General features: G+C 74.2%; 14 protein-coding genes. 4 read left to right on the top strand and 10 right to left on the bottom strand.

Annotation, left to right across the window (positions count from 1 at the left end):
• Positions 1–207 precede the first annotated feature (207 nt).
• Positions 208–1,281 (bottom strand): succinyl-diaminopimelate desuccinylase, encoded by a 1,074-nt coding sequence (dapE, locus tag KBX37_RS29680; RefSeq protein WP_210779187.1) that lies wholly within the window; start codon positions 1,279–1,281, stop codon positions 208–210.
• Positions 1,282–1,361: 80 nt separating this feature from the next.
• Between dapE and dapD the strand changes: the two genes are divergently transcribed.
• A complete protein-coding gene (gene dapD / locus KBX37_RS29685; protein WP_210779188.1) occupies positions 1,362–2,321 on the top strand; it encodes a 2,3,4,5-tetrahydropyridine-2,6-dicarboxylate N-succinyltransferase in 960 nt (319 codons plus the stop codon).
• Between the two features lie 84 nt (positions 2,322–2,405).
• Here the strand turns inward: dapD and KBX37_RS29690 are convergent, their stop codons facing one another.
• Entirely contained in the window at positions 2,406–5,798 is a 3,393-nt protein-coding gene (locus KBX37_RS29690; protein ID WP_210779189.1) for a S8 family serine peptidase, read from the bottom strand.
• A gap of 113 nt (positions 5,799–5,911) precedes the next feature.
• On the opposite strand from KBX37_RS29690, the gene KBX37_RS29695 reads away from it, so the two are divergent.
• Entirely contained in the window at positions 5,912–6,469 is a 558-nt protein-coding gene (locus tag KBX37_RS29695; RefSeq protein ID WP_307849262.1) for a sugar O-acetyltransferase, read from the top strand.
• 42 nt (positions 6,470–6,511) lie between these two features.
• Here KBX37_RS29695 and KBX37_RS29700 read toward each other — a convergent pair whose 3' ends face one another.
• From KBX37_RS29700 to fdxA, 5 genes are read right to left on the bottom strand one after another with little or no spacing between them, the layout of a single operon-like run.
• A complete protein-coding gene (locus KBX37_RS29700; protein ID WP_210779190.1) occupies positions 6,512–7,159 on the bottom strand; it encodes a nucleoside/nucleotide kinase family protein in 648 nt (215 codons plus the stop codon).
• Positions 7,159–7,800 (bottom strand): SIMPL domain-containing protein, encoded by a 642-nt coding sequence (locus KBX37_RS29705; protein WP_088960421.1) that lies wholly within the window; start codon positions 7,798–7,800, stop codon positions 7,159–7,161. The genes KBX37_RS29700 and KBX37_RS29705 overlap by 1 nt, the downstream gene beginning before the upstream one ends.
• A gap of 4 nt (positions 7,801–7,804) precedes the next feature.
• Complete coding sequence (locus KBX37_RS29710; RefSeq protein ID WP_210779191.1) at positions 7,805–8,851, bottom strand: prephenate dehydrogenase/arogenate dehydrogenase family protein; 1,047 nt, start codon at positions 8,849–8,851, stop codon at positions 7,805–7,807.
• Between the two features lie 7 nt (positions 8,852–8,858).
• The gene (gene dapC / locus KBX37_RS29715) at positions 8,859–9,974 is read right to left on the bottom strand and encodes a succinyldiaminopimelate transaminase (protein WP_305798129.1); all 1,116 of its coding nucleotides are present in this window, start codon (positions 9,972–9,974) and stop codon (positions 8,859–8,861) included.
• Positions 9,971–10,297, bottom strand: a complete 327-nt coding sequence (gene fdxA, locus KBX37_RS34995; RefSeq protein WP_007464872.1) for a ferredoxin — start codon at positions 10,295–10,297, stop codon at positions 9,971–9,973. Before fdxA ends, dapC begins: the two co-directional genes overlap by 4 nt.
• A 79-nt stretch (positions 10,298–10,376) precedes the next feature.
• On the opposite strand from fdxA, the gene KBX37_RS29720 reads away from it, so the two are divergent.
• A complete protein-coding gene (locus tag KBX37_RS29720) occupies positions 10,377–11,336 on the top strand; it encodes a GNAT family N-acetyltransferase (protein WP_210779193.1) in 960 nt (319 codons plus the stop codon).
• Positions 11,337–11,701: 365 nt separating this feature from the next.
• Here the strand turns inward: KBX37_RS29720 and KBX37_RS29725 are convergent, their stop codons facing one another.
• The 3 genes from KBX37_RS29725 to mshB form a co-directional block, all read right to left on the bottom strand.
• The gene (locus tag KBX37_RS29725; protein WP_210779194.1) at positions 11,702–12,166 is read right to left on the bottom strand and encodes a hypothetical protein; all 465 of its coding nucleotides are present in this window, start codon (positions 12,164–12,166) and stop codon (positions 11,702–11,704) included.
• A gap of 81 nt (positions 12,167–12,247) precedes the next feature.
• Positions 12,248–12,685: a hypothetical protein gene (locus tag KBX37_RS29730; protein WP_210779198.1), complete on the bottom strand. Its 438-nt coding sequence runs from the start codon at positions 12,683–12,685 to the stop codon at positions 12,248–12,250.
• Positions 12,686–12,702: 17 nt separating this feature from the next.
• Positions 12,703–13,626: an N-acetyl-1-D-myo-inositol-2-amino-2-deoxy-alpha-D-glucopyranoside deacetylase gene (gene mshB / locus KBX37_RS29735; protein WP_210779195.1), complete on the bottom strand. Its 924-nt coding sequence runs from the start codon at positions 13,624–13,626 to the stop codon at positions 12,703–12,705.
• 87 nt (positions 13,627–13,713) lie between these two features.
• Here mshB and KBX37_RS29740 point away from each other — a divergent pair, with 87 nt between their 5' ends.
• Positions 13,714–15,855, top strand: coding sequence for a prolyl oligopeptidase family serine peptidase (locus KBX37_RS29740; RefSeq protein ID WP_210779196.1), 2,142 nt, complete (start codon positions 13,714–13,716; stop codon positions 15,853–15,855).
• Positions 15,856–15,975: the final 120 nt, after the last annotated feature.

Below are 15,975 nucleotides of genomic sequence, written 5' to 3' on the forward strand. Positions count from 1 at the left end.
CGGCCTCGACGAAGTCGCCCACGAACTGAACACCCGCCCCCGCCAGACGCTGAGCTGGGCAACCCCAACCCAGCGCCTGGCTCAACTCATCGCGCCCTGACGATTGCACTCACCACTTGACGCCGCCGGCCCCCTTTGGACGCAAACCTCTTGATCACCGAGGCGAGCGGACCGGAAGCGCGGGCCGAGCTGGACGGGGGCGCGGGGTCAGGCGGAGGCGAGCCAGCGGTGCAGGGTCGCCGCGCCGTCGCGGATCTTGGTGATCTCGACGTGCTCGTCCTTGTGGTGGGCCAGGTTGGGGTCGCCGGGGCCGAAGTTCAGCGCCGGGATGCCCATCGCCGCGAACCGCGCCACGTCCGTCCAGCCCAGCTTGCCGATCGGCGCGGCGCCGACGGCGGCGAGGAACTCCTGCGCCGCGAGCGACTCCAGGCCGGGGGCCGCGCCCGCCGCCGCGTCGGTCACCGTCAGGTCGAAGCCGGCGAAGACCTCCCGCAGGTGCGCCTCCGCGGCGGCCGGGTCACGGTCCGGTGCGTACCGGTAGTTGATCTCGATCTCGCAGCGGTCCGGGACGACGTTGCCGGCCACCCCGCCGGCGATCCGCACCGCGTTCAGTCCCTCGCGGTAGTCGCAGCCGTCGATGGTGACCCGTCGGGCCTCGTAGCCGCCCAGCCGGCGCAGCACCTCGCCCGCGCCGTGGATGGCGTTCACCCCGTGCCAGGACCGGGCGGCGTGGGCGCGCTCGCCGTACGTGGTGACGACCGCCCGCATGGTGCCCTGGCAGCCGGCCTCGACGATCCCGTACGTCGGCTCCAGCAGCACCGCGAAGTCGGCCTCCAGCCACTCCGGGTGCGCCTGCGCGACCAGGGTGAGTCCGTTGTACCTCGACTCGATCTCCTCGGCCTCGTAGAAGAAGTACGTCACGTCGTAGCGCGGGTCGGGCAGGGTCACCGCCAGGTGCAGCGCGAACGCCACCCCGGACTTCATGTCCGAGGTGCCGCAGCCGTACATCAGGTCGCCGCGCATCGTCGACGGGAAGTTGTCGTTCAGCGGCACCGTGTCCAGGTGGCCGGCGAGCACCACCCGGGACGCCCGACCCAGGTCGGTACGGGCCATCACCGTGTTGTTGTGCCGGAACGTGGCCAGGTGCGGCACGCCCCGCAGCACCTCCTCGACGCAGTCGGCGATGGCCTTCTCGTTGAGGGAGACGGACTCTATGTCGACCAGGGCACGGGTCAGGGCCACCGGATCAGCCAAGACCTCGGGGGTCAGCGGGTTCTCCATGCTGGGCACGGTACCGTCAAATTCGGTGCGCGCGGGCAGTGCGCCCGCCTGCCCCGCAGCCGCGAACGAGAGGTGTAACAGTGACGTCCGCAGTACCCGCCTGGGGCATCGGCCTGGCCACCGTCACCGCTGACGACCAGGTGCTCGACACCTGGTACCCGACCGGCAAGCTCGGACTCGGCGAGCTGCCGCTGGTCCCCGGCGAGGACCAGGGCGACGTGCTCGACCTGCCGCCGGGCGCGATCGGCGAGCGGGCGCTGCCGGGTCTGCGTACCGTCGAGGTCACCACCGTGATCGGCTCGCTGGACGACCCGATCAAGGACGCCGCCGACGCGTACCTCCGGTTGCACCTGCTCTCCCACCGCCTGGTGCGGCCCAACGAGGTCAACCTGGACGGCATCTTCGGCAAGCTGGCGAACGTGGCCTGGACGTCCGCCGGGCCGTGCCCGCCGGAGCGGGTCGACGAGCTGCGGGTGATCGAGCGGACCGCCGGCCGGTACCTGGCGGTGTACGGAGTGGACAAGTTCCCCCGGATGACCGACTACGTGGTCCCCTCCGGAATCCGGATCGCCGACGCGGACCGGGTCCGGCTCGGCGCGCACCTGGCCGCCGGCACCACCGTGATGCACGAGGGCTTCGTCAACTTCAACGCCGGCACGCTGGGCACCTCGATGGTCGAGGGGCGGATCGTGCAGGGCGTGCTGGTCGGTGACGGCTCCGACATCGGCGGCGGGGCGTCGATCATGGGCACCCTCTCCGGCGGCGGCACCGAGAAGGTCAGCATCGGCGAGCGGAGCCTGATCGGCGCGAACGCCGGCGTCGGCATCTCGCTCGGCGACGACTGCGTGGTCGAGGCGGGCTGCTACATCACCGCCGCGTCGAAGATCAGCCTGCCGGACGGGCGGGTGGTCAAGGCCCGCGAGCTCTCCGGCGTGGACGGCCTGCTCTTCTGGCGCAACTCCGTCACCGGCGCGCTGGAGGCGAAGCAGCGCACCGGCAAGGGCATCGAGCTGAACGCCGCCCTGCACGCCAACGACTGACGGACCGGTCGGGGCCGGGGCAAACCGCCCCGACCCCGACCGGCGTCCGGGCCCACGGCGGGGAGACCGCGGGCCCGGCCCTGCTCACCGCAGGCGGTACGCCTGGACGATCCGCTCGGTCACCGTGTTGCCGGCGGTGTCCCGGGCGGTGGCCCGCAGGGACACGTGACCGGGGCCGGCCGGGTGCCGCAGCAGCGCGACCCAGCCCTTCCCGGGCACCCGCAGCGCGGCGGCCTTGCGCCAGGTCTTCCCGCCGTCGTACGAGGCGTCGACGGTCAGCTTCTCCACCCCGGCGGCCGGCGCCCCGGGCTGCCGCTGCACCTGCACCGGCACGGCGAAGAGGCGGCCGGCCGGCGCGCTGTTGTCGACCCGCAGCGGCGGGGCGAAGCGCACCGCCATCAGCGGCAGCCGGGCCGGGGTCTCGCCAGCGACGTGACCGGACCGGAAGGTCCACGTCGACTCCACCTCGGTGCTCAGGTCGGTGAAGCTCCGGGTGGCCGACACCGTCAGCTTGTAGTCGGCCGCCGCGGGCGGCACGGTGAACTCGCCGTAGCCGGCGTACTCGCTCTCGCCGACCAGCTTCCCGTTGCGCCACAGCGCGGTCCGGGCAGTGTCGGTGACCGACCCGCCCGGGTGCCCGGCGGCGTCGCTGTGCACCGGCAGGCCGGCGAAAATGAGGTCACCGGTACGGCTGACGCTCTCCTCCGGCCAGCGCGGGGCCGGGAACGACGGCCCGTACGGAGCCTGGTTCCAGGTCTCGTGGACCGTCCGGCCCGCCTTGTACGCGGTCGGCACGGAGAAGAGCGCCGCCTTCGGTTCCAGCCAGCCGTCCTCGCCGACCACCCCGAAGTCGATCTCGGACTCCCACCGCACGCCCCTGATGTTGTAGTGCTCCACCCGCTCACCGGGCACCTCGGTCGGCAGGATGATCGCCGAGGCGCCGGTGTTGTACTCCAGCTCCGGCACGACGAACCGCTCGGCGACCATCCCCGGGTAGCCGCCCCGGAACCGGTGCACCACGGTGGCCAGGTCACCGGCTCGGTAGTGCCGGACGAAACCGGTCGGCATCCGGCCGGGGACCGCCTCGCTCAGCGCGTACAGGTAGGGGCTGCTGGCGGCCTCCCGGTCGGCCCACTGGCTGCTGACCGTCGAGACGAACCGGTCCGCGGAGACCGGGCTGCCGAGCTGGGCGGTGGTCAGGCCGGCGAAGCTGTCGGCCCAGAGCCCGAAGCCGTAGCTGCTGCCCTCGTCGCCGAAGAACACCGCGCTGACGTCGATCAGCAGCGGCGTCGCGTCCCGCTTCGGGATCGTGGTCAGGACCGGCTTGCCCCGCCGGGCGTCCACGCTGACCGAGAGGTCGCGGTCGACGGTCAGCTCGGGCTGGGCCAGCATGGTGAGCCCGCCGGCTTCGCCCTCACCGGCGGGCTCGAAGATGAGCGCGCTCAGGCCGTAGCGCCCCTTGGGCAACCGCACCTGGGCCACGCCGTCCGGGTCGTAGGCGTCCCGGATGTCGAAGCGGTCCAGCCCGGCCAGGCTGGTGTAGTAGTTCCCCGTCGTCGCGCCGGACCGGTCCAGGTGGGTCAGCGTCAGGGTGTAGCTCTCCACCTCCCGGTTCACCGCCACCGGGGTCACCGCGACGGTGGCGCCGGAGCGGGCCACGACCCGGCCGGTCCAGTAGCCGTCGGCGCCGCCGAGCCGGGTGTCGGCGGTGACGGTGGTCTCCGCCCGGCCACCCGCGGGCACGGTCACCCGGGTCGCGCCGAGGCGGAACATCCCAGCCGGCGCCGGTTGGCCGCCCGGACCGGTGATCTCAGTGGTCAGGTCGAGCGTGACGGCGGTCGAGCCGGCGTTGCGCCAGGCCACCGTGCGGGTGATCGGCGCGTCGTCGCCGTGCGGCCAGAGCGCCCGGCCGAAGGAGACGCTCACCGGGTCACTGGTCACCTGCTGGCCGATCGCCCGCGTCAGGTCGACCCGCCCGGCCCCCTGCTCGTACGCGGTCTGCGCCGGGTGCGGCTTCGCGGCGGCCATCAGGGTCGCCTTGAACTGGCCGGCCGTCCAGTCGGGGTGCTGCTGGGCCAGCAGCGCCACCGAGCCGGCCACGTGCGGGGTGGCCATCGAGGTGCCGGAGAGCGCGACGTACTTCTCCCCCACCGGGTCGCCGATGACGCCGTCGGCGGAGCGGGCGGCGACGATGTCCACGCCGGGCGCGGTGATGTCCGGCTTCACCGCGTCGTCGCCGACCCGGGGGCCTCGGCTGGAGAACTCGGCGAGCTGGTCGTCGCGGTCCACCGCGCCGACGGCGAGCGCTGCGTCGGCGCTGGCCGGGGAGCCGACGGAGGCATCCGACCCGGCGTTCCCGGCGGCGGTGACGAACAGGGTGCCGGTCTGGGCGGTCAGCGTCTGCACCGCCTCCTCCAGCGGGTCGACCTCGGGGAAGTCCCAGCCGCTGAGGCTCATGTTGACCACGGCGGCCCGCTTGTCGACGGCGGCCCACTGCATCCCGGCCAGGATGGCCGAGTCGGGGCAGCCGACGTCCTCGCAGACCTTGCCGCTGAGCAGCGTGGCGTCCGGGGCCACGCCCTTGTACTTTCCGCCCGACGCGGTGCCGCTGCCGGCGATGGTCGAGGCGACGTGGGTGCCGTGGCCGACGGTGTCCCGGTCGTCGGTGACCTCGGTGAAGTTGCGCGACTCGGCCACCTTGCCGGTCAGGTCCGGGTGGGCCGCGTCGACGCCGGTGTCCAGCACCGCCACGGTGACGCCCTTGCCGGTGAAGCCGGCCGACCAGGCGGTGGGCGCCCCGATCTGGGGCACGCTGTGGTCCAGGGTGACCCGACGTCGGCCGTCGAGCCAGATCCGCTCGACGCCCCCCGCCGCGCCGAGCCGGGTGCCGGTGGAGCCGGTGGTGACCGCCGCCCAGACGGCGTTGGCGTTGGACTTGCCGGCGGTCAGGGCCGCGCCGCGGATCGCCGGCAGGTCCCGGGTCACCCGGGTGCCGGGCAGCGCCGCCACGCCGCGCCGGGCCTCGCCCGAGGCGTACGACACCAGCAGCGGCAGGTCGTCGCGGCGGGCGTCGTCGTAGCCGGCGGAGATCAGCTCGGTGACGTCGAAGAGTCGGCGGTCCACCCGGCCGGAGCGGACCAGCGGCAGGGCGTCCTGCGGCACGACGGTGAGGTGGCCGCGCTCCCGGCGTACCACGAATCGCACGTCGCTCCGGCCGGCGGCGGGCCGGACGGCGGCGTCGCCGGAGGCGGTGACGGTGACCCGGTCCCCGGTGAGCAGCGTGACGCTGGTCGACGCCCCGATCGCCGTCGACGGTGGCCCGGCGGGCCGGGCCGCCCGGGCCGGATCGGCCGGAGCCCCCGGCGCGGCGGCCGATGCGGTGGCCGGGGCGCCGAGCGCCAGGCCGAGCACGAGACCGAGCGCGAGGGTCTTTCTTCTGGTTCGGTGCAACGGATCCTCCTCGTGAAGCGTCCTCATAGACAGGAGTCACATTGACGGGAACCAGAACTACATACCGGGTATGCAAAAATGAAGTCCGAAATATGACGGACCCGGCATTCGGTGCCAACTCGGTCAGGAATGATCGGCTGGTGACGTCCATGAGGGAACGGATGCTCGCCGGTGAGCCCTACATCGCCAACGAGCCCGAGATCATCGCCGACCTCGACCGCGCCGCCCAGCTGATCGAGCGCTTCAACACCACCGCCGCCACCGGCCCGCAGGGCCGCCTGGCCGCGCTGCGCGAGCTGCTCGGCTCACTCGGCGAGGACGCCTGGATCCGTCCGCCCTTCCACTGCGACTACGGCCGGCAGATCCACCTCGGTCCGCGCTGCTTCGTGAACTTCAACGCGGTCTTCCTCGACGTCGCCCGGATCACCATCGGCGCCGACGTCCAGATCGGACCCAACGTGCAGCTGCTCACCCCCACCCACCCGATCGAGCCGGACCCGCGCCGGGAGAAATGGGAGGCGGCGAAGCCGATCACCATCGGCGACAACGTCTGGCTCGGTGGCGGGGCCATCGTGCTCGCCGGGGTGACCGTCGGCGCGAACACCGTGGTCGGCGCCGGCGCCGTCGTGACCAAGGATCTGCCACCGAACGTGGTCGCGGTCGGCAATCCCGCCCGCCCGGTGCGCACCCTCGAATAGGAACGAGCCATGGTCGCCCGGCTGCTGCGGCGGGGCGTCCCGTCAACCCGGCGGGGGGTCGGTCAGGCGTACCACCAGGTCGGCGTAGTTCGCGGTGCCACGGACCAGGGCGGCGTTGGTTTCGTCGCTGCCGTACACCCAGGCCGCCGCCTGCTCCGGCGTCCGCCCGTACGCCTTGTGCCGGGCGACGAGCCGGCGCAGCCGCGACTCCGCGTCCAGGTCGACGAACCACGCCTCGTGCAGCAGCGCCCGCACGTCGTCCCACGGCGGGTCGGTGAACAGCAGGTAGTTGCCCTCGGTCACCACCAGCCGGACCGAGGGCGGCACCTCGATCGCCCCGGCCACCGGCTCCTCCAGGTCCCGGCGGAACAGCGGGGCGTAGACCGCGGTCGGCTCCAGCCGTCGCAGTCGGCGCAGCAGCGAGACGTACCCGTTGGCGTCGAAGGTGTCCACCGCGCCCTTGCGGGCGGCCCGGCCCAGCCGCTCCAACTCGGCCTGGGCCAGGTGGAAGCCGTCCATCGGCACCAGCCGGGCGCTCGGGCCGATCGCCGCGACGATCCGCTCGGCGAGAGTGGACTTGCCCGCCCCGGGCGCCCCGGCGATGCCGAGCAACTGCCGGGGCCCCGCCTCGGCCAGGGCACGGGCCCGGGCCACCAGGTCGTCGACCGGGAGCGGGGTGGCCTCGGGCATCAGGGCAGCACCGGGTCGCTGACGGTGAACCGGGCCCGCACCACGGCGTGCACGGTCTGCGGCTGCGGGTCGAGTTCCAGCTCCGGCGGCGCGCCCTTCTCCATCCGGCGGGAGAACGCCGCGCCGGCCATCGGGGCGAACCCCTCCTCGGCGTCGGCCAGCTCCAGCAGGGCGGTGACCCGGGCGCCCAACGCCTCGGCGTACTCCCGGGCCCGGTGCAGCGCGTCGGCGATGGCGGCGTGCCGGGCCTCCCGGTGGGCCGGGCTGTCCGGCCGCAGCGACCACCAGGGGCCGGCCACCTCGACCTGCTCCTGGTCGGCCAGGCGGAGCATCAGTTCGGCGAGGACGGCGAAGTCGGTGACGGTGACGCTGGTGGTGACACTGCCGTGGTAGCCGACCACCCGTTCGCCGGAGCGGTTGGTCTCGGGGCGTACCCGCAGGTCGCCGGCCTCCCGGCGGTCGAGGGCGGCGGCGTGCTCGTCGAGCAGCACCCGCACGGCGGCGGCCCGCTCGGCGAGCCGGGTCAGGGTGACCTCCCGGTCCCGCTCGCGGGCCGTCGCGGTCACCTGGAAGCGGGCCAGCTCGGGCGCGACCTCCCGGTACGCCTCACCGCGCACCGCCACGACCGGTCCGTCTGTCACGCCCTCACCCTAGCGGCGGGCCCGGTGGGCCGCCCGGTTCCACGGCCAACCGACGGGCCACGTACTCGACCTGGTCGCCGGTCGTCCGGCACCCGTCGAGGTACCCGCCGGCCGCGCCCAGCTCGAGCAGGAAGCGCAGCTCCGCGTCCCCGCTGCCGGCCAGCGGGAAGGCCCGCCGCAGCTCGACCGTCGCGCGGCCGGCCAGCGCGGCCCGGGCGTCGCGGCCCTCGCCGTGCCGGGCGGTGAGCGCGGCCCGGTCGTCGTCGCGCAGCGCGGCCACCAGTTCGTCCAGGAAGGAGGTGACCGAGGCCAGCGCGGCCAGCACCTCCGCCCGGTTGGCGAGCAGCATGTTCGCCGTCCGCTCCGGTGGCGTGCCGGCGACCCGGGTGCCGTCGCGGAAGCTGCCGGCGGCGAGGCCGAGGACGGCGTCGCGCAGCGGGGAGCGCTCGGCCGCGCCGGCGAGGGCACCGGCGAGCAGGTGCGGCACGTGCGAGGCGAGCGCGACGACCGCGTCGTGCCGGTCGGCCGCCATCGGCACCACCCGGGCGGCGAACACCTCCATCACCAGCACGGTGAGCCGGCGGAAGGCGGCCAGGCCGGGGCCGGGCGCGGGGCAGAGCACCCAGGCCGCGTCGTCGAAGAGCCCCGGCACCGCCGCGGTCAGGCCGGCCCGGTCGGTGCCCGCCATCGGGTGGCCGGGGACGAAACGGTGGGTCAGCCGCTGCGCGGCGGCGAACGCGGCCAGCTCCGCCTTGGTGCTCCCAACGTCGGTGAGCAGGCAGTCCTCGGCGGTCACCGCGGCCACCTCGACCAGGGTCCGCGGCAGGGTGGGCAGCGGCCCGCAGAGGAAGACCACGTCCCGGTCGGCCACCGCGTCGACCAGACGCTCCGGTGCCGGTACGCCCACCCGCCGGGCCTGCCGCCGGGTCGCCTCGTCCGGGTCCCAGCCGGCCACGTCCAGCCCAGCGGCGTGCAGCCGGAGCAGCACCGAACCGCCGATCAGCCCGGTGCCGACCACCGCCGCCCGGACCACCCCGCCGGCCCCGCCCATCGGCGCGTCAGCCCTGTGCGAGCCGCGCGGCGACCGCCGCGACGTGTGCGTCGGACTCGGTCAGCGCGGCCCGGACGTGCTGCGCCCCGCCGGGGCCGTAGAAGACGCCGGCGGCGACCAGGATGCCCCGGCGGGCCAGCCAGTCCACCGTCGCCCAGCAGTCCTCGCCCCGGGTCATCCACAGGTAGAGCCCGGCCTCCGAGTGCTCCACGGTGAAGCCCGCCCCGGTGAACGCGGCGAGCAGCGTCTCCCGCCGGGCCCGGTAGCGTTCCCGCTGCTCGTCGGCGTGCGCCTGGTCGGAGAGCGCGGCCACCATGGCGGCCTGCACCGGCGCGGGCACGATCATGCCGGCGTGCTTGCGGATCTTGAGCAGCTCGGCCACCAGCGCCGGGTCGCCGGCGACGAAGCCGGCCCGGTAGCCGGCCAGGTTGGAGCGCTTGGAGAGCGAGTGCACCGCCAGCACCGAGTCGTACGACCCGCCGCAGACCTCGGGCGAGAGCACCGAGACCGGCTCGGCGTCGGCCGTCCAGCCCAGCGGCAGGTAGCACTCGTCGCTGGCCACCACGGCGCCCCGCTCGCGGGCCCAGTCGACCACCTTGCGCAGGTGGGCGGCGGGCAGCACCCGACCGGTCGGGTTGCCGGGCGAGTTGACCCAGACCAGGCGTACCCGGGAGGTCGGGCCGACCGCGGTCAGCGAGTCGGCGCGGACGGTGGTGGCGCCGGCGAGCCGGGCCCCGTCCTCGTACGTCGGGTAGGCGATCGACGGCACCACGACCACGTCGCCGGGGCCGATCCCGAGCAGGGTGGGCAGCCAGGCGACCAGTTCCTTGGAGCCGATCGTGGGCAGGACGCCGAGCCCGTCGATCCCGGCCTCGCAGGTGCGGGCCACCCAGCCAGCGATGGCGTCGCGCAGCGCCGGGGTGCCCGCGGTCAGCGGGTATCCCGGGGCGTCGGACGCGTCCGCCAGCGCCTGCCGGATCACCGGGGGCACCGGGTCGACCGGCGTGCCCATCGAGAGGTTGATCAGACCGTCCGGGTGCGCCGCGGCCACGGTGGCCGCGGCGTCCAGCGTGTCCCAGGTGAACTCGGGCAGCCGCGACGAGACCGGCGCGGGCCGGTTCAGTGGCCCTCTCCGCGCGGCGGCTGGGCGGCGACGAACGTCGCGTCCTTCTCCACCTTGCCGATCTTCGACGCGCCACCCGGCGAGCCGAGGTCCTCGAAGAACTCGTAGTTGGCCCCGGTGTAGTCCTTCCACTGCTCCGGGACGTCGTCCTCGTAGAAGATGGCTTCGACCGGGCAGACCGGCTCACAGGCACCACAGTCGACGCACTCGTCGGGGTGGATGTAGAGCATCCGATTGCCCTCGTAAATGCAGTCGACCGGGCACTCCTCGATGCATGCCTTGTCGAGCACATCCACGCACGGCTCGGCGATGATGTAGGTCACCGGTCTTCTCCTCCGCAAGACTCGCCGCGATCACCCGCGACGGTAAGAGCCTAGTATCTCGCCGGGGAGGAGGTCGATCGTGCTCCGACAGCAGGACGTGGGCCACCGGATCGTGGTGCGCCGCATTGTGGGGATTCGCGAGGGCCGCCCCCTCTTTTCGGACGCTCTCGGCGAGCTGGTCGAGCTGACCGAGACCCATCTCACTCTCGCCACCACGCAGGGTCGGCTGCGGGTGCCGGTGACCGAGGTGCACCGGGCCAAGCGGGTGCCGCCGACCCGCCGGCCGACCGCCTCCGCCGTGATCGAGCTGGAGCTGGCCTCCGACGAGGCGTGGCCCGCCGCCGTCCGGGACCGGCTGGGCGAATGGCTGCTGCGGTCCGCCGCCGGCTGGTCCGGCCGGGCCAACTCCGCGCTGCCGGTGGGCGACCCGGACCGGCCGCTGCCGGCCGCGCTGGACGCGGTGGAGCGCTGGTACGCCGACCAGGGGCAACCGGCCATGGTGAACACCCCGCTCCCGCTGGCCGCGCCGGTCGGCGCGGAGCTGGACGCCCGGGGCTGGGGCAGCCGGCCACCGGTGCTGGTGCAGACCGTCGCCCTCGCCGCGCTGCCGCCGGTCGCGTCGGCCCCGGCCGGCTCGCCGCCGGTCGAGCTGGCCGCCGCGCCGTCGGACGACTGGCTCGCGATCGCCGCCGGCCGCAAGGGCGGCCTCCCGGACGCCGCCCGGCACGTGCTCACCGCCGTGGCCCGGGTCCGCTTCGCCCACGTGTACGCCGACGGCACGCTGGTCGCGATCGGCCGGGGCACCGTCACCGGGCGGGGACGCTGGCTCGGGCTCAGCCTGATCGAGGTGGTGCCCGAGGCCCGGCGGCGGGGGCTGGCCGGCCGGGTGGTCCGGGCCCTGGTCGACTGGGGCGTGGCGGAGGGGGCGACGCACGCCTTCCTCCAGGTGGAGCAGCGCAACACCGCCGCGGTGACGCTTTACCGGGGACTCGGCTTCACCACCCACCACACCTACCTGACCCGGGTCGCCCCGGACTGAGCACAGGGACGATTCCCGCAGGTCGTTCGGGGTACCGGAGGAACTGGACGCGGCACGACGCACGTCGTGACGCCTCCTTCGGCCAGCGAGTAGCAGCGCCGGGTCGGGGGCCGCCACAGGCGGGCCCCGACCCGGCCGGGGCCTGTCCGGCTTGAGGTGCGCCTCGTCCGCGAACCGCGGATGCTCCGGACGCGACAGCGCGACCTCCCGCACCGGGGCCGGCCGGAGGACGACACCGGTACGAGCGATATGCCTGAGAGTCATAAATATGCCGCTCAGGCATATCGCTCACACCGACGTTGCCACCGACGCCACGACACGCCGGGACCCAAGCCCGGCCGATCGGGACCGGAGAACTCGACGCCTCAGCGGCGGACGACCCGGCGCGGCTTGGCCGACTTGATCTCGGCGTACCGCTTGAGCTGCTGCGAACGATGGTCGAGGCCGAGCGCGGTGAGCAGCAGGTAGCCGACCGCCACGCCGGCCCCGGCGGCCAGCAGGTAGAGCCAGATCTGGGCGAAGAACAGCCCGGCGCCCCCGCCGAACGGGTTGTTGCCGACCAGCAGCGGCCCGACCAGCACGGTCAGCAGCAGCGCCACCAGCACCGCCGCGCCCACGTCGGTGCCCCAGGCGTTCACCGGACGGGTACGGCCCTGCACGAAGACGACCCCGGCGAGGATCAGCCCGATCACCACGAACATGCCCAGCGAGACCCGGTCGGCGGCGGTGTCGTTCCCGTCGAAGCCGAGCTTGATGATCACCCGAGCCACCACGTTGACCGCGAACAGCGCCCCCGCGAGCACGCCGACCGCGCGCCACCGATTCCCCATCGCACGCCTCCTGCCGTATCGCCCGCCCCACCGGCGAGCCTTCTGGCAGGAATGTCTACCACCACAGGCTGTGCGGCGTCATCACCCGTCGTGACGTCGTTGCGGCGGGCCGAGGATCTGCCGGAACGCCATCACCGCGAAGGTCATCGCCCCGGCGGTGATCATGCCCAGCCCCACCCAGTTGTCGCCGGCGACGAGCAGGTCGCCCTCGGTGGTGCGGACCGCCGCCACGGCCATCAGCACGAACCACGGCAACGCCGGCAGCGCCACCGCCCACCTGCGGCCGACCGTGGCGTACGCGAACCAGCTCACCGCGATCGCCGCACCGATGGTGACCAGCACCGACACCCCGATCAGGTGACCGCCCACCCGGACGGTGGACAGCAGCAGCCCGAGCAGCGCCACCAGCACCCCGCCGACCACCGAGACCAGCCCGCCGGCGATCCGCAGGGCGACGTCGAGCAGCCGCGTGGACCGGCCCGGGGGCGGCGGTGTCACCTGCTCCTCGACCACCGTCATCGGCGCGGCGGGCAGGGTCACCGGAGCCCGGCCACCGCGACCGGGGAGCGGTCGGTGCCGTCCGCGGCCAGCCCGGCGAAGAGGTCGTCCTCCCAGCCGTACGGGCCCTTGCCGGGGCCCTTCTCGCCCACCGCGAGGGTGAAGTACTCCACGCCCATGAACTCGGCGCCGAAGTTGCCGGCGATCGAGTACAGCCACGAGGTGGCCGGGATCTGGGTGGCGTGCGCCCGCATCGCCGCCTCCTTGGCGGCATGCTGGTCGGTGGCGTCGATCCGCGCGGCGATCTGCGGGTCGGGCGTGCCGAAGGGCAGCTCGTCGATGCTGTCGATGCCGTCGAAGGGGTTGTCGGACGCCTCGGTGAAGGTGGTCAGGCCGGCCTCCAGCACGCTGCGCGGCATGGCCGTCCAGTAGACCTTGGCCGGGGCGAAGCCCTCGGCGGCGGCCAGCTCGTGCGCCCGCATCGCCACCCGGTGGGCCTGGATGTGGTCGGGGTGGCCGTAGAAGCCGTTCGGGTCGTACGTGATCATGACCTGCGGGCGGACCTCACGCATGATCTCCACCAGGTGCCCGGCGGCCTCGTCGAGGTCGGCCTGCCAGAAGGCCCGGGGGTGCTCGTTGGTGGCGAGCCCCATCATGCCGGAGTCGCGGTAGCGGCCGGCGCCGCCGAGGAAGCGGTGGTCGGTGACGCCGAGGGCGGCACAGGCGGCCGCCAGCTCGCCGATCCGGTAGCCGCCGAGCTGGTCGGCCTCGGCGGCGGCGAGCTGCGCCAGCTCCGGCACGTGGATCTCGCCCTCCTCGCCGAGAGTGCAGGTCACCAGCGTGACGTGGGCGCCGCTGGCGGCGTACCAGGCCATCGTCGACCCGGTGCCGATGGACTCGTCGTCGGGGTGCGCGTGAACCAGCAGAAGGCGTCGATCGGGCAGCGTCGTCACGTCCGTCACTCTAACCGGCGGTCCTCGTCCGCCCAGCCTGACGCGTCCGCCCAGGTCGGCCACATCACGTCGCGAGCCGCCCTACGATCTGGAGCTGTGGACTTTCCCGAGCTGGCCGCCCGCACCCGTCGGTTCAGCCACGGGGCGCCGCGCGCCGTTTCCGTGGCCGACGACGGTTCCCGGGTGGTCTTCCTCCGCTCGGGCGGTCCCGAGGACCCGGCCGAGCAACTCTGGTCGCTGGAGGTCGCCAGCGGCGAGGAGCGGCTGATCGCCGACCCGGCCGCGCTGCTCGGCGCCGACACCGAACCGGGCGCGCTCGCCCCGGGCGAGCGGGCGCTGCGCGAACGGCTGCGGCTCAGCAGCGCCGGCATCGGCTCGTACGCCCTGGACGCCGCCGGCCGGGTGGCGGTCTTCGCGCTGGCCGGGCGGCTGTTCCGGGCCGACCTGGTGCACGGCGACGTGGTCGAGGTGGAGACCGTCGGGCCGGTGATCGACCCGCGCCCGGACCCGACCGGCGAGCGGCTGGCGTACGTCACCGACGCCGCCGATGGGGTCCGCCGGGGCCAGCTGCGGGTGGTCGAGTCCGACGGGACCGACACCCTGCTTGCCGGCGAGGACTGCGGCGTGACCTGGGGGCTGGCCGAGCATGTCGCGGCCGAGGAGTTCGACCGGTTCCGCGGCTACTGGTGGGCGCCGGACGGCCGGTCGGTGCTGGCCGCCCGGGTGGACGAGTCCCGGCTGCCGCGCTGGCACCTGCACGACCCGGCCGACCCGACGAGTCCGCCGACCACGGTCGCGTACCCCCGGGCGGGCGGGCCGAACGCCGAGGTCAGCCTCCACCTGCTCGACCTCGACGACGGCTGGGTCGACGTGCACTGGGACCGCGAGACCTATCCCTACCTGGCCTCGGTGGGCTGGGCCGACGGCGGGCCGCTGATCACGGTGCTGCGCCGCTCGCAGCAGCACGGCCTGGTGCTGGCCGTGGACCCGCGCACCGGGGAGACGCAGGTGCACGCCGAGCTGGCCGACCCGCGTTGGGTGGAGCCGATCCCGGGCACCCCGGCGCATCTGCCGGACGGCCGGGTCCTGGTCGGCGGGGAGCTGGCCCACGACGGGTACGACGCCCGCTGCCTCTTTGCCGACGGCACCCTGCTCACCCCGCCCTCGCTCTACGTACGCCGGGTGGTGGGGCGGCTGCCCACCGGCGGCGGCCCGGCGGACCTGCTGGTCGAGGCGAGCGAGGGCGAGCCGAGCCAGCGCCACCTGTACCGGGTCCGCACGGTGATCGGCGGCGGCGTGGACGCCCGCCGGATGAGCGGCACCCCCGGCTGGCACACCGGCGCGGTCGGCGGGGACGTGCTGGTGGTGGGCACCGCCTCGCTGGACGACGCGGGGACGAGCTGGTCGGTCTGGCGCGGCGACCGGGAGGTGGCCCAGTTGCGCTCGCTGGCCGCCACCCCGCCGTACGCCCCGCGCCCGATGCTGGTCCGGGTGACCGACCGGCGGCTGCCGTCCGGCGTGCTCTACCCGAGCGACCACGTCAAGGGCACCCGGTTGCCGGTGCTGCTGGACGTGTACGGCGGTCCGGGGCACCAGGAGGTGGTGGCCGCGCGGGCGGCCTGGCTGGAACGGCAGTGGTGGGCCGACTCCGGCTTCGCGGTGGTGACCGTCGACAACCGGGGCACCCCGGGGGTGGCGCCCTCGTTCGAGAAGGCGGTGCACCGCCGGCTGGCCGACGTGATCCTGGCCGACCAGGTCGACGCGCTGACCGCGCTGGCCGGCAAGCACCCGGACCTGGACCTGGACCGGGTGGCGATCCGGGGCTGGTCGTTCGGCGGCTGGCTGGCCGGGCTGGCCGTGCTGCGGCACCCGGAGCTGTTCCGTTGCGGCATCGCCGGCGCCCCGGTCACCGACTGGCACCTGTACGACACCGCCTACACGGAGCGCTACCTGGGCCTGCCGGACGACGGGATCGACGTGTACGGCCACCACTCGCTGGTGGAGCTGGCCGCCGAGCCGCTGCTCGAGTCGGAGCAGGCCCGGCCGCTGCTGCTGGTGCACGGCCTGGCCGACGACAACGTGGTGGCCGCGCACACGCTGCGGCTGTCGGCGGCGCTGCTGGCCACCGGGCGCCCGCACGCGGTGCTGCCGCTGACCGGGGCCAGCCACCTGGCCGCCGACGGGTTGTCCGAGCGGCTGCTCCGGCTGGAGCTGGACTTCCTGCGTACGCACCTCTGAGAGACCGTCGGGTAACCGAGTGGTTACGCTGCAATAAGTCGTTCGGCGTCGATGCGTAGTGCGGCTTCGCGTTCGGTGGCGTTGGTCCAGCGGACCGCCTGGCCGGCCAGACGTATCGTC

The sequence above is a fragment of the Micromonospora sp. U56 genome, assembly GCF_018070095.1.
GTDB lineage: Bacteria > Actinomycetota > Actinomycetes > Mycobacteriales > Micromonosporaceae > Micromonospora > Micromonospora purpureochromogenes.

Bases quoted from the DNA above. Each gene is read 5' to 3' on its own strand.
- dapE (WP_210779187.1), bottom strand. From the start codon at position 1,281: ATGGAGAACCCGCTGACCCCCGAGGTCTTGGCTGATCCGGTGGCCCTG.
- KBX37_RS29690 (WP_210779189.1), bottom strand. From the start codon at position 5,798: ATGAGGACGCTTCACGAGGAGGATCCGTTGCACCGAACCAGAAGAAAG.
- KBX37_RS29700 (WP_210779190.1), bottom strand. From the start codon at position 7,159: ATGCCCGAGGCCACCCCGCTCCCGGTCGACGACCTGGTGGCCCGGGCC.
- KBX37_RS29710 (WP_210779191.1), bottom strand. From the start codon at position 8,851: ATGGGCGGGGCCGGCGGGGTGGTCCGGGCGGCGGTGGTCGGCACCGGG.
- KBX37_RS29725 (WP_210779194.1), bottom strand. From the start codon at position 12,166: ATGGGGAATCGGTGGCGCGCGGTCGGCGTGCTCGCGGGGGCGCTGTTC.
- KBX37_RS29730 (WP_210779198.1), bottom strand. From the start codon at position 12,685: ATGACGGTGGTCGAGGAGCAGGTGACACCGCCGCCCCCGGGCCGGTCC.